This is a genomic window from Erwinia rhapontici (assembly GCF_012271765.1).
In the GTDB taxonomy this organism is placed as follows: Bacteria; Pseudomonadota; Gammaproteobacteria; order Enterobacterales; family Enterobacteriaceae; genus Erwinia; species Erwinia rhapontici.
The window spans coordinates 247,607-265,952 of record NZ_VRKO01000010.1 but is presented as its reverse complement, the minus strand read 5'-3'; the positions used below and the strand labels follow the sequence as shown (position 1 = coordinate 265,952).

The window sequence follows — 18,346 nt, the reverse complement described above, 5'->3', positions numbered from 1 at the left end:
CTCCTGCTGTTAGTTAATGAAAGGTTGTAGGTCGACACGCGCCATCATTGCGGCCAACTGGGTACGATCGGTAACGCCCACGTTGCTCTGGCTGACGGCCATAGCCGCCACTGCCGTTGCAAGACGCAGTGTGTGCTCGCTCGATTCACGCATCAGCAGGCCATATATCAGCCCGCCAACCATAGAATCGCCCGCACCCACGGTGCTCACAACTTCACAGGCAGGTGGTTTTGCAATCCATTCGCCTGAAGCATTCACCCACAGCGCCCCTTCGGCACCGAGAGAGATAACCACGTGAGCGATCCCCTGCTCACGCAGCGCATGTGCTGCTTCAATCACATCTTGTAATGTCGGTAATTTGCGGCCTGCCCAGATTTCGAGCTCACGGCGGTTGGGTTTGACCAGCCACGGTGCAGCTTTCAGGCCCGCAACCAGCGCCTCACGGCTGCTGTCAAAAATAATGCATGGGCAGTGGGTACGCAGTTGCGTCATCCACTCGGTGAAGGCATCCGGGTCAACGCCTGCTGGCAGGCTGCCGCTGACGCAGACCATGTCGAACTGCCCCAGCCAGGTCAGTGAATCCGCCGTAAAGCGCTCCCAGTCCTGTGCCGTTACGTCAAAACCCGAGAAGTTCAGGTCAGTGACATCGCCATCTTTCTCGGTCAGTTTGACGTTGATACGGGTGCGGCCTTCAACCACCTGGAAGCGGTTAGCAATCCCCAGCTCGCTGAAGAGGTGCTGGAAGCCGTCCTGATTATCTTTACCCAGGAAGCCGCCCACGGTGACATCAATGCCCAGGTCTTTGAGAACCTTGGCCACGTTGATACCTTTACCCGCTGCGTGCAGCCCGGTGGTTTTCACCAGGTTGACTTCGCCGCGCTCAACTTCCGGAACGTACCCCACCAAATCGTAGGCAGGGTTCAGAGTAATAGTGGCGACACGTCTGCTCATGATGCACCCTCGCCCAGACCGGCAGCGATGGCTTCACCAATGGCATCCAGTGCTGCGCGGGCATCTTCACCGCTGGCGCTGAAGCGCAGGCGATGGCCTTTTTTCACGCCAAGCGCCACGACTTTCATCAGGCTGCGACCGTTAGCCGGTTTACCGCTACCATCAAGGTTTGTGACAGTCACATCACAGTTAAACTGTTTGATCACACTGACCAGTGCTGTACCCGGACGCGCATGCAGGCCATGTTCGTTACGAATGGTGAACTCTTCGGTCAATACGTCAGCCTGTTCGGAGACGTCGCTGGTCAGCAAGGCGAGAATTCCGGCTGCGTCCGCACTCAGCAGACGATCCGCTTTCTGCTTAATCAGCAGATCGCTTAAGTAGTTCAGCACATTCAGCGGCTGGTCGTCGGTGACGGAAACGGTGATCAACAGTGACGCGCTTTCACCGTTAACGCTGAACGGGGCAGCAGCACGGCTGATGGCAACCGCACTGGCCAGGTTACCGTTGGTGCTGTCACTAAGCCAGATACCCTGCCCCAGATTCAGCGGCTTACCGGCAATCACGCAGCTCACGAAGGAAGCATCCACTGCGCCTGCCTGTTGCAGACGACCGGCGTTCAGTGCCTGTAAGGTCATCAGGTCACTGGCGGCCACATCGATCGTGATCAGCGAGGTATCGAATTTGAATTCTGCCGCCAGTTTTTCACCCATCAAAATACTGCGCAGGGTTTCTGCGGAGTCGGTGGTGCGCAGCTGTTCTGCCACACTGTCATCACTCAGCACATGCGTCAGCTGGCGCAGCAGCGCGAGGTGTTCGTCAGACTTCGCGGCGATACCAATCACCACGTAGGCCGTTTGATCTTCGCCCCAGGCAATGCCCTGCGGGAACTGGAACACCTGCACACCGGTTTTTAACACCAGATCGCGGGTATCGGTGGTGCCATGCGGGATAGCAATACCGTTACCGAGGTAAGTGGAGGTCTGCTGCTCGCGTGCCAGCATGCCGTCGACATAACCTTCGCCGACATTACCGGCGGCGGTCAGCGCGGCGGCGACCTGACGGATAGCATCTTGTTTGTCGCCTGCCTGGGCTCCAGGCTTAATGGCGTTGAGTTCTAACTGGAACATGGTTCTCCTCGCTGCTGATTTGAATCGTTTCAGCTAATTTGAGAAAAAAAGCGCTATCTCTGCACTAACAACCTGAGGAGACAACGCTGAAACGTTTCAATGAGTTTGGTCCCGATAGCGGATCTGTTGCAAGTTTTACTGTGAATCGCGTAGCAGATTTTTGACGCTCCGCACATTTCATCAATCATTTTCAGAAAAACGCACCTCAAAAGAGTGAAAAGCTGAAGGCATGCTGACGAGCATTCTCACCGCTGAATTGTGCAAAAAGTGCCTAAAATGAAAACGCTTTCGCCCCCGATTGAAAAAGGTTTCCCGACTTTCATATTAGGGCGTAAAATCTCGCCGTTTTTCCTCACCAGGCTTATCGAACCCATGTCATTACCTGCTGCGCCCGCCCGTACCTTGCCTGACAGCAAATCCCTTGCATTTCTGATCGTGGCATTTATTTCCGGGCTGGCCGGTGCGCTGCAAACGCCAACCCTCAGCCTGTTCCTGAGCACTGAAGTTCATGTTCGCCCCTTTATGGTTGGCCTGTTCTTCACGCTCAGCGCCGTGATTGGCATTGTCGTCAGCCAGCTTCTGGCGCGCTATTCAGACCGCAAAGGCGATCGTAAAACACTGATCCTCTATTGCTGTTTGCTGGGCGCAATGGCGTCGCTGCTGTTTGCCTGGAACCGCAACTACTTTATTTTACTGTTCGTAGGCGTTTTGCTTTCCAGTTTCGGCACCAGCGCCACCTCGCAGATGTTTGCGCTGGCGCGTGAGCATTCAGATAAAACCGGGCGTGAAAACGTGATGTTCAGTTCGGTCATGCGTGCGCAGATCTCTCTGGCCTGGATGGTGGGTCCGCCGCTGGCCTTTGCTCTGGCGCTGGGCTACGGCTTTCGCACCATGTATCTGACAGCCGCCGTGGCCTTTGTACTTTGCGCGGTGATTGTGCGCTATCTGCTGCCCTCAATGCGCAAAACCACCCTGGTGATGCGTCAGCCCATTCAGGCTCCGCGCCGTCATCGCCGTGCCACGCTGATGTTGTTTATTGCCTGCACGCTGATGTGGTCGAGCAATGGTCTGTATCTCATTACCATGCCGTTATATGTGGTGAATGAGCTGCATCTGCCGGAAAAACTGGCCGGGCTGATGATGGGTCTGGCTGCCGGGCTGGAGATCCCGGTGATGCTGCTGGCGGGGTATTATGCCAAACGCTGCGGTAAGCGCCGCCTGATGCGTGGCGCCGCGTTTTCAGGATTGCTGTTTTACAGCGGAACGCTGATGTTTGATGGCGAAGTGTCGATGCTGCTTTTGCAGGGGCTGAATGCGATGTTTATTGGGGTGGTGGCAGCCATCGGGATGATTTACTTCCAGGACATGATGCCAGGCCAGGCCGGTGCAGCGACAACGCTGTTCACCAATTCAACCCGTATGGGCTGGATTGTTGGCGGCTCGCTGGCTGGGATGGTGGCTGAGGTCTGGAGTTTCCACGCGGTATTCTGGTTTGCCGTGATCATGATGGCCGCCTCGCTGCTTTGCCTGCTGCGCGTGCCGGAACCTCAGTCAGGGGAAATCAGCACAGAACAGCCCGCAGGCTGATTCAGGGGGCGGTCTGTGCTTCCAGGTCCAGCAAATACACCATCGATTGCTCGCGGCTTGTGCCACACATCTCAAACTGCGGCTGCAATCCTGAGCACACTTTAGGCCGCAGTGGCGAACCAAAGATTTTGCAGCGCATCTGAGCATCGAGCTGAATACAGGGTGTATTCGCCGGTTTTCCGTGCGGATGACCGGGGATAGGCGATGAAATTGACGGTGCTGTACAGCAGGCACCACAGGCGGCGCGACATTCCATCACTGACCTCCAATACGAAAGCGCGACAATAGCAGGTCGCCCTCGCGAATACTATTCTTGTCCTGTAACCGGTTCGGTCCGATCGCCCCCCCTGTCCGGCCCGTGCGTATTCCTTCAGGCGCATATTTTTCTCCGGGCCATCTTGCCTGGCGACGCGGGCGCGAGTAACGTGTCGCGATAAATTTCCCCCTCATCTTTCATACGAGACCTGTTTTATGCCAAGAGCCAATGAAATCAAAAAAGGCATGGCCGTCAGCTTTAACGGCAAACTGCTGTTAGTTAAAGATATTGACGTACAAAGCCCGAGCGCACGCGGCGCGTCCACGCTGTACAAAATGCGTTTCACGGATATCCGCACCGGGATGAAAGTGGAAGAACGTTTCAAAGGTGACGACATCATCGACACCATTTCACTCAGCCGTCGCCAGGTGACCTTCTCGTACATTGATGGCGATGAATACGTCTTTATGGATGATGAGGATTACACGCCGTATAACTTCAAGCAGGAGCAGATCGAAGATGAACTGCTGTTCCTGCCGGAAGGCGGTATTCCGGGTATTCAGGTACTGACGATGGACGGTATGATTTTGGCGCTGGAGCTGCCTCAGACGGTAGATATGGAAATTGTCGAAACCACCCCGGGAATTAAAGGTGCTTCCGCCAGCGCCCGCACAAAACCCGCAAAAATGGCCACAGGTCTGGTCGTTCAGGTGCCGGAGTACCTCAGCAATGGTGATAAGATTCGCATTCATATCCCTGAGCGTCGTTATATGAGCCGCGCGGACTAGTCAGCGTGAAAAATGGCGCGGTCAGGTGACGGCGTCATTTATAATATGTTATAACATAACAATATCACCGATAATCAACCAAGAGAATGCCCGTCTTGTGTTGTTGGTCGAGCCAGCGAATCTGGCTGGTGCCGAGATTGTAGGGTAAAGACTGTGGGGCCGTGCTTTTCAACGACATATGACTGAATCTTGCCTGGCCATTACGCTCGCATGAGACTTGCACCTGTTTTTGCTGAATCTTATGGGTGCATTCAGACTCCACAATCCTCCCGCTGAACTGGATGACTCCCGAACTACCTGGTAACTGACGCTGGTCTGCCACTACATTGCTCGTCCATGAGGCGAAAAACATAACGACGGCTGTCGTTGCAATAATGTTCATATCAACCTCACTGTTCATCTTCTTCTCGATGACTTTAGCCAATTACATACATTGATGTGATGAAAACAAATACGGGCCAAGAACGATAAATATCATTAAAGTTTTCCTGAGGAGCGAATATGACCCGAGTCAATCTGATTACCGGCTTTCTTGGCAGCGGAAAAACCACCACTCTGCGCCATTTACTGGCCAGTAAACCCGAAGGTGAGCAGTGGGCCGTTCTGGTGAATGAGTTTGGTGAAATTGGCATCGACGGTGCCCTGCTGGCAGAAACGGGGGCGGTACTGAAAGAGATCCCCGGTGGCTGCATGTGTTGTGTCAACGGGCTGCCCATGCAGGTAGGGCTAAATATGCTGCTGAAGCAGGCTAAGCCTGACCGCCTGCTGATTGAACCTACCGGGCTTGGTCATCCAAAGCAGATCCTTGATATGCTGTCAGCCACCGTTTATCAGCCCTGGATCGACCTGCGCGCCACCCTGTGTCTGCTCGACCCGCGTCAGCTTGCCGATAAACGCGTGGTAGAAAATGAAAACTTCCGCGACCAGCTTGCCGCCGCAGATATTATTATCGCCAACAAGCAAGATCGCTGGGAAAAGGCCGACCGGGAAAGGCTTGATCAGTGGCAGCAGCTCACAGCAACGCCACGTCAGCTGGTTGCCACCTCTCACGGCCAGATCGATGCTGCACTACTCGATCAACCGCGCGCCAACCTGCAAGCGCTGCCAACACCCTCGCACCATCATCATCATCATCGCCCGTCGCAGTCCGGGCTGGCCGCGCTGAAGCTGGACGACAACGCGCGCTGGCGGCGGGCAGTGAATCAGGGACAGGGTTACTTTGCGGCGGGTTGGATTTTCGACAGTGAAACTGTATTTGATACCATCGGCCTGCTTGAATGGGCCAGACTGGCACCGGTTTCGCGTGTTAAGGGTGTATTACGCATTCCGGAAGGGTTAGTGAGTATTAATCGTCAGGGTGCGGACTTTCATATTGAAACCCGTCAGACGACACCGCCTGATAGCCGTATCGAGTTAATTCATGAGGAAATAGCAGAATGGAATCTTTTGCAAAATGCTTTGTTGAATCTTCGTTTATAGTTGTAGATATATTATACGCCGCGACTTTTCTATAAAAAGCCCCTATACGGATATGACTATTAAACGTTTTTTACTGATTTTGCTGCTGAACGTTCTCGGCCTGGCGCTGTTTTTCTCATGGTATATTCCGGCCAACCATGGCCTGTGGTTTACCCTCGATAAAACCATTTTTTACGGGTTCAATCAGCGACTGGCGACCAATCCGATCCTGTTATGGCTGGTGGCTATTACCAACTTCCGCGCCTTTGACGGTGTGTCACTGCTGGCGATGGGCGGGTTGTACCTGCATTTCTGGCGTCGTGAAACACCTGAAGGGCGCCGCCGCATGTTTGCCATCGGCATCACCATGTTAATCACGGCAGTGGGCCTTAACCAACTCGGCCATCAAATTCCGGTTTCGCATCCCAGCCCAACGAAATTCTTCCCGGACGTTAATCACGTGACCAAACTCACCGGGATCCCGACAAAAGATTCCTCAGCAGACAGTTTCCCCGGTGACCACGGCATGATGCTGATGATTTTTGCCTGCTTTATGCTGCGCTATTTCACCCGCCGCGCATTTGGCCTGGCCGTGATTATTGTGCTGATTTTTGCCCTGCCGCGCGTGATGATTGGCGCACACTGGTTTACCGATATTGCCGTGGGTTCCCTGTCAATCGTACTGGTTGGTATGAGTTGGTGGTTGCTGACACCGGCGAGTGATTATCTGGTGAACTGGCTGTATCGCAATTTGCCGGGCAAATATAAACCCGCACAATAATCCCAGCCGCATGGATGTAAAGACTCTTTTTTACGTCCACTATATTGCCGTTCAGGCAAATAATCTGCAGGCGAAAAAGGGGCTATAAGACGTATTTATTATGCCCCGGATAACAGCCGAAACCGCTACATCTCAAGCTTGTCCATCCAGATTGTTCTGATTTTGACTTGACCCGTAGTTGTTAGCAGCAAAATTGCGCTTAAGCACATTCAGTTAAGCTGCTAATTGGCGATAATATGACCAATTCGTTACGTAATGGTTTTACATCGTAAAATCCTCTAAAAAAGTGCTTAAAAGCCCTCGCTATGGGGCTTGTTATCGGGTAATCTCGTTTTCGATTAGGCTAAATGGCTAAAGTATTTCGGTAAGTTACATTTTAATTTGTGCTCAATGACACATTTTAAGGTTTTCCGATTTGTCTTAACCTCCTGCACTAATTAATCTCGTTTCGTTTCGCAATTTTGCTAACGACTTAGTCGTTAAGGACTTCAAGGGATCACAAACATAATGGTCAAGTCTCAACCTATTCTGAGATATATCTTGCGGGCGCTCCCCGCCGTTGCATTAGCAACACTGTTGTCAGCATGTAGTTCGAACAGCGGACACAACGTACAAACTGATACTCATGCAGTTAAAGATCAAAACGGTTTTTTACTGCAAGCGTCTCAGGATGAATTCGAACAGATGGTCCAGAATGTGGATATCAAATCCCGCCTGATGGACCAGTATGCGGACTGGAAAGGTGTACGTTATCGTCTTGGCGGCACCAGCAAACGTGGCATTGATTGCTCTGCGTTTGTCCAGACCACATTCCGTGAACAGTTTGGCCTGGATTTACCGCGCTCAACGTATGAGCAGGAAGATTCCGGAAAAAGTATTCAGCGCGCAAAACTGCGTGCAGGTGATCTAGTGCTGTTCCGTGCAGGCTCCACGGGTCGTCATGTCGGTATTTATATCGGTAATGACAACTTTGTTCATGCCTCCACCAGCAGCGGTGTGATGATTTCGAACCTGAATGATTCTTACTGGAAAAACCGTTACCGCGATGCCCGCAGGGTATTGAGCCGAACGCAAAGCTGATTTCACTCCCTTGAAATCTGCGAACACGAGATATGAAAACGCTGCCATGGCAGCGTTTTTTTTTGCCTTTTATACCGTCCTTCCTGCTCGTCATTTCGCGGAGTGAACCCTGTTTTTTGCCGCAAAAAGGATTACGTCGTCCTGGAACAATTTTTCAGTTGTTTTACCTGGCAGGCCGCCCGAAAAGGAATTGATTACCATCAATAAGATAGAGACAGAATTTCCCCTCCGTTATATCCTCACTGGCTGACACCAGAAGCAGTTCGCGACCAATAATAATAAAATCGGCGAAAACGGGAGAGATCACCGAATGCCACTATCTACCACCGTCAGGCGGCAGGTGACTCAGCCGCGCAAGATAGTTTGTCTCAGTGCGTCCATAGGTTTTTTCTTTTTTCTACTGTTTCTTATCATTATGCTGACCGTCACCTGGAGCCGGCGATCCGCAGCGCACGATCGCCTCGCGAGCTATACGCAACGTTACGTTGTTAACGCCTTCGACGAGTTGCAGACCACACTCCAACCACTTCAGGTTGCCACCAACGCGACCTGTGAAACCATACGCAACGATCTTACGCAACGCTCAGCCTTTGCAGCCAATGTTCGCGCTATTCTCCTGGTCAAAGATCACAGTGCCTTTTGCTCATCCGCTACCGGTCCGATGCAAATGGATATCCGCGAAATCTCTCCCTATACCGATGTCAGAAACGCCACCGACATTCGACTGATCTCCGGTACGCCGATGATGCCCCATACACCCGCCATCGTGCTGTGGCTAAAAAACCCTGCCCTGCCCAACAGCGGTGTTTTCACTACCCTCAATATTAATCTCACCCCTTATTTACTGCTGGCCTCACGCGAGCAACAGATTAGCGGTATGGCAATCGTCGCCGGAGACAGTGCGATGACCACCTGGGATGAACAACGCGTGGTGAAACGCAGCGCGCTGCCAAAGGTGCCACTGCGCAGTATTGCCATTCCAGGTTATCCCCTCACGCTCTATCTTTACGGCGAAGCGCTGCCACGCCGCGATATCCATATTATCCTGCTGGCAGGGCTCTTAATGGGCGTACTGATTACCTGCGGCTGTTTCCTGATGCTTACGCTGCGCCTGCGCTCGGGTAAAGAAATCATGCTTGGCATTAAGCGCGGAGAGTTTCATGTTGAATACCAACCCGTCATCGAAACCCACAGCGGAAAATGCTACGGGCTGGAAGCATTGCTGCGCTGGACGCATCCGACTGATGGCCGTATCCCGCCAGATTCGTTTATCAGTTATGCCGAAGGACAGAATCTGATTGTGCCGCTGACCCGCCATCTTTTTACGCTGGTGGCACAGGACGCGCATCGTCTCTGTAAAGTAGTGCCCGTCGGCACTCAAATGGGGGTTAATCTGTCGCCCAATCACCTTGTTCACCCGAGCTTTCGCCAGGATGTGCGGGACTGGCTGGCCATGATGCCTGCGGGCCATTTTGAGTACGTGTTTGAAATCACCGAACGGGCGATGGTCAGCGAACAGGGGACTGAGGAAATATTCGACTGGATCCGCCAGCAGAACATCAGAATAGCCATTGATGATTTCGGCACCGGTCACAGCGCATTAATCTATCTGGAAAAATTCCAGTTTGATTATCTGAAGATCGACCGGGGGTTTGTACAAAGCATCGGTATGGAGACGGTCAATTCTCCCGTATTGGACGCGGTGCTGACGCTGGCGAACAAACTCAACCTTAATACGGTGGCCGAAGGTGTCGAAACGGGCGAACAGGCATTGTGGCTGATCAACCGCGGCGTAACCTATTTGCAGGGCTATCTGTTCAGTCGCCCACGTACCGTGCCACAGCTTATTGAGTACTACCTTGAGCAACAAACGCCTGTTCCCAGTACAATTTTAAAGGAATAACGGGCTGTTAAATCAGATAAAAACCTTTACTATCATTGTCTCATCGTGGTTTGACTGCCACGGCTTGCAAATATAACCGATTTGTCGCTGGTGGGAGCCTGTTGAAACCATGATTGTGCGTATTGTTGCCCTTGCATTACTTAGCCTGTCTGCGGCCAGCGTGCAGGCAGAAAAAATTAATGAGAGCTACAGTTTCGCTCAACTGGGCACGGCGAAGTACGCTGCCGGGTTCACACACTTCGATTATGCTAACCCGGCCGCACCGAAGGGCGGCAGCGCAACACTTTCTTCTATTGGTACCTTTGATAATTTCAACCGCTTCGCCCTGCGTGGCAGCCCCGGGGTGGGTACGGACACGTTGTATGACCGCTTATTTACCTCATCTGATGACGAAGTCGGCAGCCTGTATCCATTGATTGCGGAATTTGCCCGTTATCCGGATGATTATCGTTGGGTAGAAGTGACCCTCAATCCACGGGCGCGTTTTCAGGATGGTTCACCGATTACCGCTGCGGATGTGGCCTTTACCTTCAATATGTTTATGACGCAGGGCGTGCCGCAGTATCGGGTGTTTTACAAAGGGGTGACAGTGAAAGCGCTTTCACGCCTCACCGTACGCTTCGATCTGCCGAAGGGAGACCGCGATAAGATGATGTCGCTGATCTCTTCTCCCGTGTTTCCGGAAAAATTCTGGAAAAATCGCAATCTCGGGGAACCCCTGCCCTCCCCTCCTCTTTCCAGCGGACCTTATCGTATTTCTGCGTATAAAGTGGGCCAGTCGATAACCTATTCGCGGGTGAAAGACTACTGGGCGGCAGATTTACCGGTGAATAAAGGCCGCTATAATTTCGATACGATCCGCTACGACTATTATCTTGACGACAACGTCGCCTTTGAGGCCTTTAAAGCCGGCGCATTTGATTTTCGTACCGAAGGGTCGGCCAAGAAATGGGCTACGCAGTACAGTGGTTCGAATTTCGAACGCGGATATATCATTAAAGAACAGGTGCCGAATACCGTTGCCACAAACACCCAGTGGCTGGCATTTAATACCCAGAAGCCCCAGTTTGCCGACCGTAAGGTACGCGAAGCCATGTCGCTGCTGTTTGATTTTGAATGGATGAACAAGGCCCTGTTTTATAATGCTTACAAACGTGTCGACAGCTATTTTCAGAATACCGAGTATGCCGCGCGCCACTTTCCTGATGCCAAAGAGCGTGAGATCCTTGGCCCCTTTAAGGGCCAGTATCCACAGGAGGTGATCGATAAGATCTATCAACCTGCGAAATCTGACGGCACGGGTTACGACCGGGAAAAACTGTTGCAGGCGCTGGCGCTACTGAACCAGGCAGGCTGGGAGCTGAAAAACCAGCGGCTGGTCAACAGTAAGACCGGCAAACCCTTTACGTTTGAGCTGCTGCTGCGCAGCGGCGGCAACGACCAATGGGTTCTCCCCTTCCAGCACAACCTGGCGCGGGTCGGCATTACCATGACGGTGCGTCAGGTTGACAGTTCGCAATATCTGGCACGCCTGCGGAAACGTGACTTTGATATGCTGCCGACCGTTTATTCGGCCTTTCCTACGCCCGATACTGGCCTGCAGTTTTACTGGGCCACGTCCTATATGGACTCCAGTTACAATACGCCTGGCGTGAGCAGTCCGCTGCTTGACGACCTGATCACCCGCATTAATCAGAATCAGGGCAATGCCGAGGCACTGTTGCCGCTGGGCCGCGTCCTGGATCGCGTGCTGCTGTGGAACTATTACATGATCCCGATGTGGTATACCGCCAATGACCGTTACGCATACTGGAACAAGTTTTCGATGCCAGCCACGCGCCCAACCTATGCGCAGGGTTTTGATAACTGGTGGTACGATGTCAACAAAGCCGCACAGTTGCCGGCGCAACGTCGCTAAGGAGTCTGACTGTGGGTGCTTATTTACTTCGTCGTTTATTGCTGATTATCCCAACGCTCTGGGCGATCATCACTATCAACTTTTTCATTGTGCAGATCGCACCGGGCGGCCCGGTAGATCAGGCGATTGCTAATATTGAGTTTGGTCAGACGACCGGTCTCCCCGGGGCCGGGGCCGAAGGTTCGGCTCACGGGCGTAGCTCGCTTAACGCCGCGCCGGGCGACGGTCAGTATCGGGGTTCACGCGGCCTGGACCCGGAAGTGATTGCCGAGATAACCAAACGTTACGGCTTCGACAAACCGTTGCATGAGCGCTACTTCACCATGTTGTGGAACTACGTGCGCTTTGACTTTGGCGACAGCCTGTTTCGTAGCAGCTCAGTAATCCAGCTGATCAAAGAGAGCCTGCCAGTGTCGGTGACGCTCGGGCTCTGGAGCACGTTGATTATTTATCTGGTCTCGATACCGCTGGGCATAAAAAAGGCGGTGCGCAACGGGAGTGCCTTTGATATCTGGAGCAGCACGCTGATCATCGTGGGTTACGCCATTCCGTCTTTCCTGTTCGGTATCATGCTGATTGTGCTGTTTGCCGGGGGCAGTTATCTCGACTGGTTCCCACTACGCGGGCTGGTTTCCCCGCAGTTTGATTCCCTGCCGTGGTATGGCAAAGTCACCGATTATCTCTGGCATATCTGCCTGCCGGTACTGGCAACGGTGATTGGCGGTTTTGCTACGCTCACCATGCTGACCAAAAACTCATTTATGGATGAGATCCGCAAGCAGTATGTTGTTACCGCCCGCGCTAAAGGGCTGGACGAGAAAAAAATTCTTTATCGCCACGTGTTCCGTAACGCCATGCTGTTGGTGATTGCCGGGTTCCCGGCCACCTTCATCAGTATGTTTTTCACTGGTTCACTGTTAATCGAAGTGATGTTCTCACTCAACGGGCTGGGATTGCTGGGCTACGATGCCACGATCCAGCGCGATTACCCGGTGATGTTCGGCACGCTGTATATTTTCACCCTGATTGGCCTGCTACTGAATATCCTGAGCGATATCACCTATACGCTGGTCGACCCGCGCATTGATTTTGAGGGCCGCTAATGAGCCGTTTAAACCCGATTAATCAGGCGCGCTGGGCGCGATTCCGCCATAACCGCCGGGGTTACTGGTCGCTGTGGATCTTTGCCGTGCTGTTTATTCTGTGTCTTGGTGCAGAGCTGTTAGCCAATGATAAACCGCTGGTGGTGCATTATCAGGATCGAACTTACTTCCCGCTGCTGGTCAACTATCAGGAGAGTGATTTTGGTGGCCCGCTGGCAACCCCGGCTGACTACCAGGATCCGTGGCTGAAATCGCGTCTGGAACAGAATGGTTGGGCCATCTGGGCACCGATCCGCTTTGGTGATGATACGATTAACTTTGCCAGTACCGTGCCCTTCCCTTCGCCCCCCTCCACGCAGAACTGGCTCGGGACCGATGCTAACGGTGGCGATGTGCTGGCGCGCATTCTTTACGGCACACGTATCTCCCTGCTGTTTGGTCTGATGCTGACGATTGCCTCCAGCGTGATGGGTATTTTCGCCGGAGCGGTGCAAGGCTATTTTGGCGGGCGGGTCGATCTCTGGGGGCAGCGTTTTATTGAAGTCTGGTCCGGTATGCCAACGCTGTTTCTGATTATCCTGCTCTCCAGCGTGATTCAGCCCGGCTTCTGGTGGCTGCTGGGGATCACCGTGCTGTTTGGCTGGATGGGACTGGTCGGCGTGGTGCGTGCAGAGTTCCTGCGTACCCGTAACTTTGACTACATCCGTGCCGCGCAGGCAATGGGTGTGAGCGACTGGCGCATTATGTCTCGCCATATGCTGCCAAATGCGATGGTTGCCACACTGACCTATCTGCCTTTTATTCTCTGCGGATCAATCACCACGCTGACCTCGCTGGACTTTCTCGGCTTTGGTCTGCCGCTCGGCTCACCTTCGCTGGGCGAACTGCTGTTACAGGGTAAAAATAACCTGCAAGCCCCATGGCTCGGCCTGACCGCCTTCTTCTCACTGGCGATCCTGCTGTCGCTGTTAATCTTTATTGGTGAAGCCGTACGCGACGCCTTTGACCCCAGCAAGGTGTATTGATATGGCGCTGCTCACGATTCAGGATCTCAGTATCGCGTTCCGTCAGGGTGGCGTAGAACGTCGTGTTGTGGATGGGCTGTCACTATCCGTGGATGCCGGTGAAACGCTGGCACTGGTGGGTGAGTCGGGTTCAGGGAAAAGTGTCACTGCCCTGTCGGTGATGCGTCTGCTGCCCACACCGCCGGTGGTCTATCCGCAGGGCGATATTCTGTTTGATGGAAAAAGCGTGCTACACGCTGAGGAAAGTACGCTAAGGGGCCTGCGAGGCAACCGCATCGCGATGATCTTCCAGGAACCGATGGTATCGCTGAACCCCCTGCACAACATCGAAAAACAGCTGTATGAGGTGCTGTCACTGCATCGTGGTATGCGCCGTGAAGCCGCACGCGCTGAGATGCTGACCTGCCTCGATCGGGTGGGCATCCGCCAGGCCGCCAGCCGTCTGAATGATTTCCCGCACCAGCTTTCCGGCGGTGAACGCCAGCGCGTGATGATTGCCATGGCGCTGCTGACGCAGCCTGAACTGCTGATCGCCGATGAGCCGACCACCGCACTGGATGTCACGGTGCAGGCACAGATCCTCACCCTGCTGAAAGAGCTCAAGCAGGAGCTGAATATGGGCCTGCTGTTTATCACCCACAACCTGAATATTGTGCGACAGCTGGCGGATAGTGTGACCGTGATGCGTAACGGTCAGGGCGTGGAACATAACAGCACCCATCAGCTTTTCAGCGCCCCTCAGCACGCTTACACACAGCAGTTACTGAACGCGGAACCCGAAGGCCAGCCGGATCCGGCTGACGAGCAGGCCGAGCCGTTGCTGCGCGTGGAAAATCTGGCCGTCGCGTTCCCGATCAAACAAGGTTTGATGAGGCGCACCGTGGGTTATCATCATGCGCTGAAGTCACTGAGTTTCACGCTGCGGCCAGGAGAGAGCCTGGGCCTGGTGGGAGAATCCGGCTCCGGTAAAAGCACCACCGGGCTGGCGTTGCTGCGTCTGCTGCATTCGCAGGGGGAAATCTGGTTTAAGAACCAGCCTCTGCACCTGTTGAACCGCAAAAAAATGCTGCCCGTCAGGCGCCAGATTCAGGTGGTGTTCCAGGATCCTAACTCCTCACTCAACCCGCGCCTGAACGTTTTGCAGATTATCGCCGAAGGTTTGCAGGTACATCATCCTGAACTGAGTCACGCTGAACGCGAAGCACGGGTCATCACCGCAATGCAGGAAGTGGGGCTGGACCCTGAGACGCGTCAGCGTTATCCCTCTGAGTTTTCCGGCGGGCAGCGCCAGCGCGTGGCTATCGCCAGGGCATTGATCTTACAACCGCAGCTGATCATCCTTGATGAACCGACCTCATCGCTTGATCGTTCGGTGCAAAAACAGATCCTGACATTGCTGAAAAAGCTTCAGCAACAGCACCGTCTGGCCTATATCTTTATCAGCCATGATTTACGCGTTGTGCGATCACTGTGTCATCAGGTAGTGGTACTGCGTCAGGGGGAAGTGGTTGAACAGGGTGAGTGTGAGCAGGTATTTAGCGCACCGCAGCAGAGCTATACACAACAGTTACTCACGCTGGCCTGACGCTGAATGGCGATCAGGCACTGCGGTCGCTAAGAAAAGGTTCGGCAATACCCACGCCGAAACTTTTCAGTCGGCAGGTTGCTGCGCATTCATCATCACGATGAACAAAGAGACAAGGTTCCCCTTCCCACTCGACCACCGAACATACCAACTGAATTTCCGCGAGCGCCGACTCAATCTTCTGCATGGTTTCCCATGCCGACTCGCCGCTATGGCTCAGCAGGCGCAACCCGATAAGATCGTCATCGCCGTTCAGACCGTTAAGGGTCTGTGCTTCAATGACCTGTCCGACCGGGCCGGCACACCAGTGATAGCGTTGCGGCAGTCGATGTACCACTGAATGTTGTAACGTATTCACCAGAGCTCCCCAGAGCGATTTTTAAACAATATTTTCACAAATAATTCACAAGGTAAATCATCAATTCTCGCTAACAGATTAACCTGTTAATTACTGGAACTATTTACCCTGTGTCAGAGCATCGGCTGACATGAAAAATCACGTATCCGGCCCCATTTTTGAGAGATGTCTCTCATTTATTCGTTATATTTACCGCGTTCGCCGGGTGATAACAACCGTTTTCGCTGCAATGTTGTTACTTTTTTATGGAAATTTTTTTACAAAAAATCAACATCCTGAGCAGGGTTTTTAGGCCGGGAGGCGAGATTTGGGGAGCCAGTGGGGTGAGAGAGGGTTGTCATTACGCCGGGAGACATTTTTCGCACGGGCCGATCGCAACACATGATCGGCCCTACACGACTCGTCAGCCCGCAGGGACAGATTTGCGCGGTCGCGAAGCGTAGATAAACAACAAGATGGACGTGGTGGCGCAGATAAAGATGGCGCTGACCATGGGCCACGCGCTGGTGAACGTAATCGTGGAGAGCAGTGCGCCTGCCAGCGCGCCCACGCCGAAGCGTAGCGTACCCGCCAGCGAGGAGGCGGTTCCTGCCATATGCGGAAATTCTTCCAGAATCACCGCCATCGCATTAGACGAGACCATTGCCACGCAGCCGATAAACATCGCCACGCCGAACACCAGTGGTATAAAACCAAGATTCAGCGCACTCACCACCACCAGCCAGACGCCCATCGAGAACTGGATTAACAGCCCAAAACGGAACATCACCAGCGGACCAAAGCGGCGCACGCAACGGCTGTTTAGCAGCGTCATCAGGAACAGAAACACCACGTTCAGCGCAAAATAATAACCAAAATCCTGCGGCGAAATATGGTTCAGCTCGATATAGACAAACGGCCCGACGTTCAGAAATGAGAACAACCCGGCGAACGAGAATCCACTGGCCAGCATATAGCTGAACACCCGCTTGTGACGAAACAGAGAGAGGAAGTTACGCAACGTGGTACGCAGGCTGAACGGTTGCCGTTTGTCCTTCGGCAACGTCTCTTTGATTTGGGTCACCACCAGCAGCGTGGTGACCACCGCTGCCGCCGAGATGGTCCAGAAAATGGCATGCCAGCTCCAGATCAGCAGCATCCAGCCCCCAACAATCGGTGCCAGCAGGGGTGCAATGGTGGTGACCAGCATGACAAAGGACATCATGCGGGAAAACTCCTCTTTCGAGTAGCTGTCACGCATCAGTGCACTGATCACCACGCTGCCCGCCGCCGCCGACAGGCCGTGCAGAAAACGCAGTGTGATCAACTGATCGATAGTCTGCGCCAGAGCACAGGCGGCAGCCGCAATAGCAAAAATCAGCGTTCCTGCCGCAATCACCGGTTTGCGGCCAAAGCTGTCAGCCAGCGGCCCGTAGACCAGCTGACCCAGGGCAAAACCGAGAATATACGCGTTCAGCGTCATCTGTACGCTGCCCGCTGACACCGCGAATTCGCGGGCAATCTGCGGTAAGGCAGGAAGATACATATCGATCGACAGCGGCATAAGCATCGCCAGCAGCCCGAGGATCACCACCAGTCCCATGGAGGAATTCTTATCTTTTGCCACTCACCTGCCCCTCTGCTGGACAAAAATTCACTAACGCGTCAGTCCGACGCTGGCAATTTCTTCTGCGGTTAAAGGACGATACTCACCGGGTTCCATCTCTGTATCGAGCGCAATCGCACCAATACGTTCACGATGCAGCCCCACGACGTGGTTCCCCACCGCGGCAAACATACGTTTTACCTGGTGATAGCGCCCTTCGCTGATGGTCAGACGTACCTGATGCGGATCAATCACTTCCAGCGTAGCAGGTTTGGTCAGCGTCTTCTCATTGTGCAGCTGAACGCCGTCAGCAAACTGCTGTGCGGTATCGTCACTGAGCGGAGATTCCAGCGTCACCAGATAGGTTTTTTCACAGTGATGGCGCGGAGACGTGATGCGGTGGGACCACTGACCATCATCGGTCATCAGCACCAGACCGGTAGTATCAATATCCAGACGCCCGGCGGCATGCAGCTTCCAGGCGGAAGGTTCTTCAAGGAAGAACAGCACCGTCGGGTGATCGGGATCCTCAGTGGAACAGACATAACCGACCGGCTTATTCAGCATAAAGTAGCGCGGGCCATGCTGCTGTTGCAGCGGATTGCCATCATATTCAACCGCGCTGTCCGGGCTCAGTTTAAATGCACTATCGCGTACAACGTCACCGTCTACGGTCACTTTCTTTGCACGAATCTCACGCCCGGCGATGACACGGCTGACTTCCAGTTGCTGGGATATAAATTTATCAAGTCGCATTAACTCTGCACTGCCTGTAATTAGTTTGGAGTGGAAACTGACGATAATCGTCTTTTGATGTGGCGCAGAACGCTCATCCGGA

General features: G+C 53.5%; 17 protein-coding genes. 10 read left to right on the top strand and 7 right to left on the bottom strand.

The genetic code is table 11. The annotated features are described in order from the left end of the window. Positions 1 to 9: 9 nt before the first annotated feature. Both fruK and fruB read right to left on the bottom strand, forming a co-directional pair. Positions 10 to 951: a 1-phosphofructokinase gene (gene fruK / locus FVB43_RS06515; RefSeq protein WP_167863617.1), complete on the bottom strand. Its 942-nt coding sequence runs from the start codon at positions 949 to 951 to the stop codon at positions 10 to 12. Beyond that, the gene (fruB, locus tag FVB43_RS06510; RefSeq protein WP_133841465.1) at positions 948 to 2,081 is read right to left on the bottom strand and encodes a fused PTS fructose transporter subunit IIA/HPr protein; all 1,134 of its coding nucleotides are present in this window, start codon (positions 2,079 to 2,081) and stop codon (positions 948 to 950) included. Before fruB ends, fruK begins: the two co-directional genes overlap by 4 nt. Positions 2,082 to 2,453: 372 nt before the next feature. On the opposite strand from fruB, the gene FVB43_RS06505 reads away from it, so the two are divergent. After that, positions 2,454 to 3,668, top strand: a complete 1,215-nt coding sequence (locus tag FVB43_RS06505; protein ID WP_167863616.1) for a sugar efflux transporter — start codon at positions 2,454 to 2,456, stop codon at positions 3,666 to 3,668. A 1-nt stretch (position 3,669) separates the two neighbouring features. Here the strand turns inward: FVB43_RS06505 and FVB43_RS06500 are convergent, their stop codons facing one another. Beyond that, positions 3,670 to 3,924 carry a YkgJ family cysteine cluster protein gene (locus tag FVB43_RS06500; protein WP_167863615.1) on the bottom strand — a complete coding sequence of 85 codons (255 nt, stop codon included), beginning with the start codon at positions 3,922 to 3,924 and terminating at the stop codon, positions 3,670 to 3,672. A 215-nt stretch (positions 3,925 to 4,139) separates the two neighbouring features. On the opposite strand from FVB43_RS06500, the gene yeiP reads away from it, so the two are divergent. Continuing rightward, a complete protein-coding gene (yeiP, locus tag FVB43_RS06495) occupies positions 4,140 to 4,712 on the top strand; it encodes an elongation factor P-like protein YeiP (RefSeq protein ID WP_133841462.1) in 573 nt (190 codons plus the stop codon). A 64-nt stretch (positions 4,713 to 4,776) separates the two neighbouring features. On the opposite strand, the gene FVB43_RS06490 is transcribed toward yeiP, so the two are convergent. Then, complete coding sequence (locus FVB43_RS06490) at positions 4,777 to 5,136, bottom strand: hypothetical protein (protein ID WP_159336304.1); 360 nt, start codon at positions 5,134 to 5,136, stop codon at positions 4,777 to 4,779. Between the two features lie 77 nt (positions 5,137 to 5,213). Between FVB43_RS06490 and FVB43_RS06485 the strand changes: the two genes are divergently transcribed. From FVB43_RS06485 to yejF, 8 genes are all read left to right on the top strand, one after another. Next, entirely contained in the window at positions 5,214 to 6,191 is a 978-nt protein-coding gene (locus FVB43_RS06485) for a CobW family GTP-binding protein (protein WP_167863614.1), read from the top strand. Positions 6,192 to 6,243: 52 nt separating this feature from the next. Then, entirely contained in the window at positions 6,244 to 6,951 is a 708-nt protein-coding gene (locus FVB43_RS06480; protein WP_133841459.1) for a phosphatase PAP2 family protein, read from the top strand. Positions 6,952 to 7,458: 507 nt separating this feature from the next. Continuing rightward, complete coding sequence (gene mepS / locus FVB43_RS06475) at positions 7,459 to 8,031, top strand: bifunctional murein DD-endopeptidase/murein LD-carboxypeptidase (protein ID WP_133841458.1); 573 nt, start codon at positions 7,459 to 7,461, stop codon at positions 8,029 to 8,031. A gap of 310 nt (positions 8,032 to 8,341) precedes the next feature. Next, a complete protein-coding gene (locus FVB43_RS06470; protein WP_133841457.1) occupies positions 8,342 to 9,934 on the top strand; it encodes a cyclic di-GMP phosphodiesterase in 1,593 nt (530 codons plus the stop codon). Positions 9,935 to 10,043: 109 nt separating this feature from the next. Next, positions 10,044 to 11,852 carry an extracellular solute-binding protein gene (locus tag FVB43_RS06465; protein ID WP_133841456.1) on the top strand — a complete coding sequence of 603 codons (1,809 nt, stop codon included), beginning with the start codon at positions 10,044 to 10,046 and terminating at the stop codon, positions 11,850 to 11,852. 11 nt (positions 11,853 to 11,863) lie between these two features. After that, positions 11,864 to 12,955 (top strand): microcin C ABC transporter permease YejB, encoded by a 1,092-nt coding sequence (locus FVB43_RS06460; RefSeq protein WP_133841455.1) that lies wholly within the window; start codon positions 11,864 to 11,866, stop codon positions 12,953 to 12,955. Beyond that, positions 12,955 to 13,980 carry a microcin C ABC transporter permease gene (locus FVB43_RS06455; protein ID WP_167863613.1) on the top strand — a complete coding sequence of 342 codons (1,026 nt, stop codon included), beginning with the start codon at positions 12,955 to 12,957 and terminating at the stop codon, positions 13,978 to 13,980. Before FVB43_RS06460 ends, FVB43_RS06455 begins: the two co-directional genes overlap by 1 nt. Position 13,981: 1 nt before the next feature. Further along, positions 13,982 to 15,565 carry a microcin C ABC transporter ATP-binding protein YejF gene (gene yejF / locus FVB43_RS06450; protein ID WP_167863612.1) on the top strand — a complete coding sequence of 528 codons (1,584 nt, stop codon included), beginning with the start codon at positions 13,982 to 13,984 and terminating at the stop codon, positions 15,563 to 15,565. 13 nt (positions 15,566 to 15,578) lie between these two features. Here the strand turns inward: yejF and FVB43_RS06445 are convergent, their stop codons facing one another. The 3 genes from FVB43_RS06445 to rsuA all read right to left on the bottom strand — a co-directional run bounded on the left by FVB43_RS06445 (position 15,579) and on the right by rsuA (position 18,264). Beyond that, positions 15,579 to 15,923, bottom strand: a complete 345-nt coding sequence (locus FVB43_RS06445) for a YejG family protein (protein WP_374760141.1) — start codon at positions 15,921 to 15,923, stop codon at positions 15,579 to 15,581. 403 nt (positions 15,924 to 16,326) lie between these two features. Next, the gene (locus FVB43_RS06440; protein WP_133841451.1) at positions 16,327 to 17,529 is read right to left on the bottom strand and encodes a Bcr/CflA family multidrug efflux MFS transporter; all 1,203 of its coding nucleotides are present in this window, start codon (positions 17,527 to 17,529) and stop codon (positions 16,327 to 16,329) included. Between the two features lie 30 nt (positions 17,530 to 17,559). After that, positions 17,560 to 18,264, bottom strand: a complete 705-nt coding sequence (gene rsuA / locus FVB43_RS06435; protein WP_133841450.1) for a 16S rRNA pseudouridine(516) synthase RsuA — start codon at positions 18,262 to 18,264, stop codon at positions 17,560 to 17,562. Positions 18,265 to 18,346: the final 82 nt, after the last annotated feature.

Coding starts and splice junctions, on each gene's coding strand:
- fruK (WP_167863617.1), bottom strand. CDS start 951: ATGAGCAGACGTGTCGCCACTATTACTCTGAACCCTGCCTACGATTTG.
- fruB (WP_133841465.1), bottom strand. CDS start 2,081: ATGTTCCAGTTAGAACTCAACGCCATTAAGCCTGGAGCCCAGGCAGGC.
- FVB43_RS06505 (WP_167863616.1), top strand. CDS start 2,454: ATGTCATTACCTGCTGCGCCCGCCCGTACCTTGCCTGACAGCAAATCC.
- FVB43_RS06500 (WP_167863615.1), bottom strand. CDS start 3,924: ATGGAATGTCGCGCCGCCTGTGGTGCCTGCTGTACAGCACCGTCAATT.
- yeiP (WP_133841462.1), top strand. CDS start 4,140: ATGCCAAGAGCCAATGAAATCAAAAAAGGCATGGCCGTCAGCTTTAAC.
- FVB43_RS06485 (WP_167863614.1), top strand. CDS start 5,214: ATGACCCGAGTCAATCTGATTACCGGCTTTCTTGGCAGCGGAAAAACC.
- FVB43_RS06480 (WP_133841459.1), top strand. CDS start 6,244: ATGACTATTAAACGTTTTTTACTGATTTTGCTGCTGAACGTTCTCGGC.
- mepS (WP_133841458.1), top strand. CDS start 7,459: ATGGTCAAGTCTCAACCTATTCTGAGATATATCTTGCGGGCGCTCCCC.
- FVB43_RS06470 (WP_133841457.1), top strand. CDS start 8,342: ATGCCACTATCTACCACCGTCAGGCGGCAGGTGACTCAGCCGCGCAAG.
- FVB43_RS06465 (WP_133841456.1), top strand. CDS start 10,044: ATGATTGTGCGTATTGTTGCCCTTGCATTACTTAGCCTGTCTGCGGCC.
- FVB43_RS06455 (WP_167863613.1), top strand. CDS start 12,955: ATGAGCCGTTTAAACCCGATTAATCAGGCGCGCTGGGCGCGATTCCGC.
- yejF (WP_167863612.1), top strand. CDS start 13,982: ATGGCGCTGCTCACGATTCAGGATCTCAGTATCGCGTTCCGTCAGGGT.
- rsuA (WP_133841450.1), bottom strand. CDS start 18,264: ATGCGACTTGATAAATTTATATCCCAGCAACTGGAAGTCAGCCGTGTC.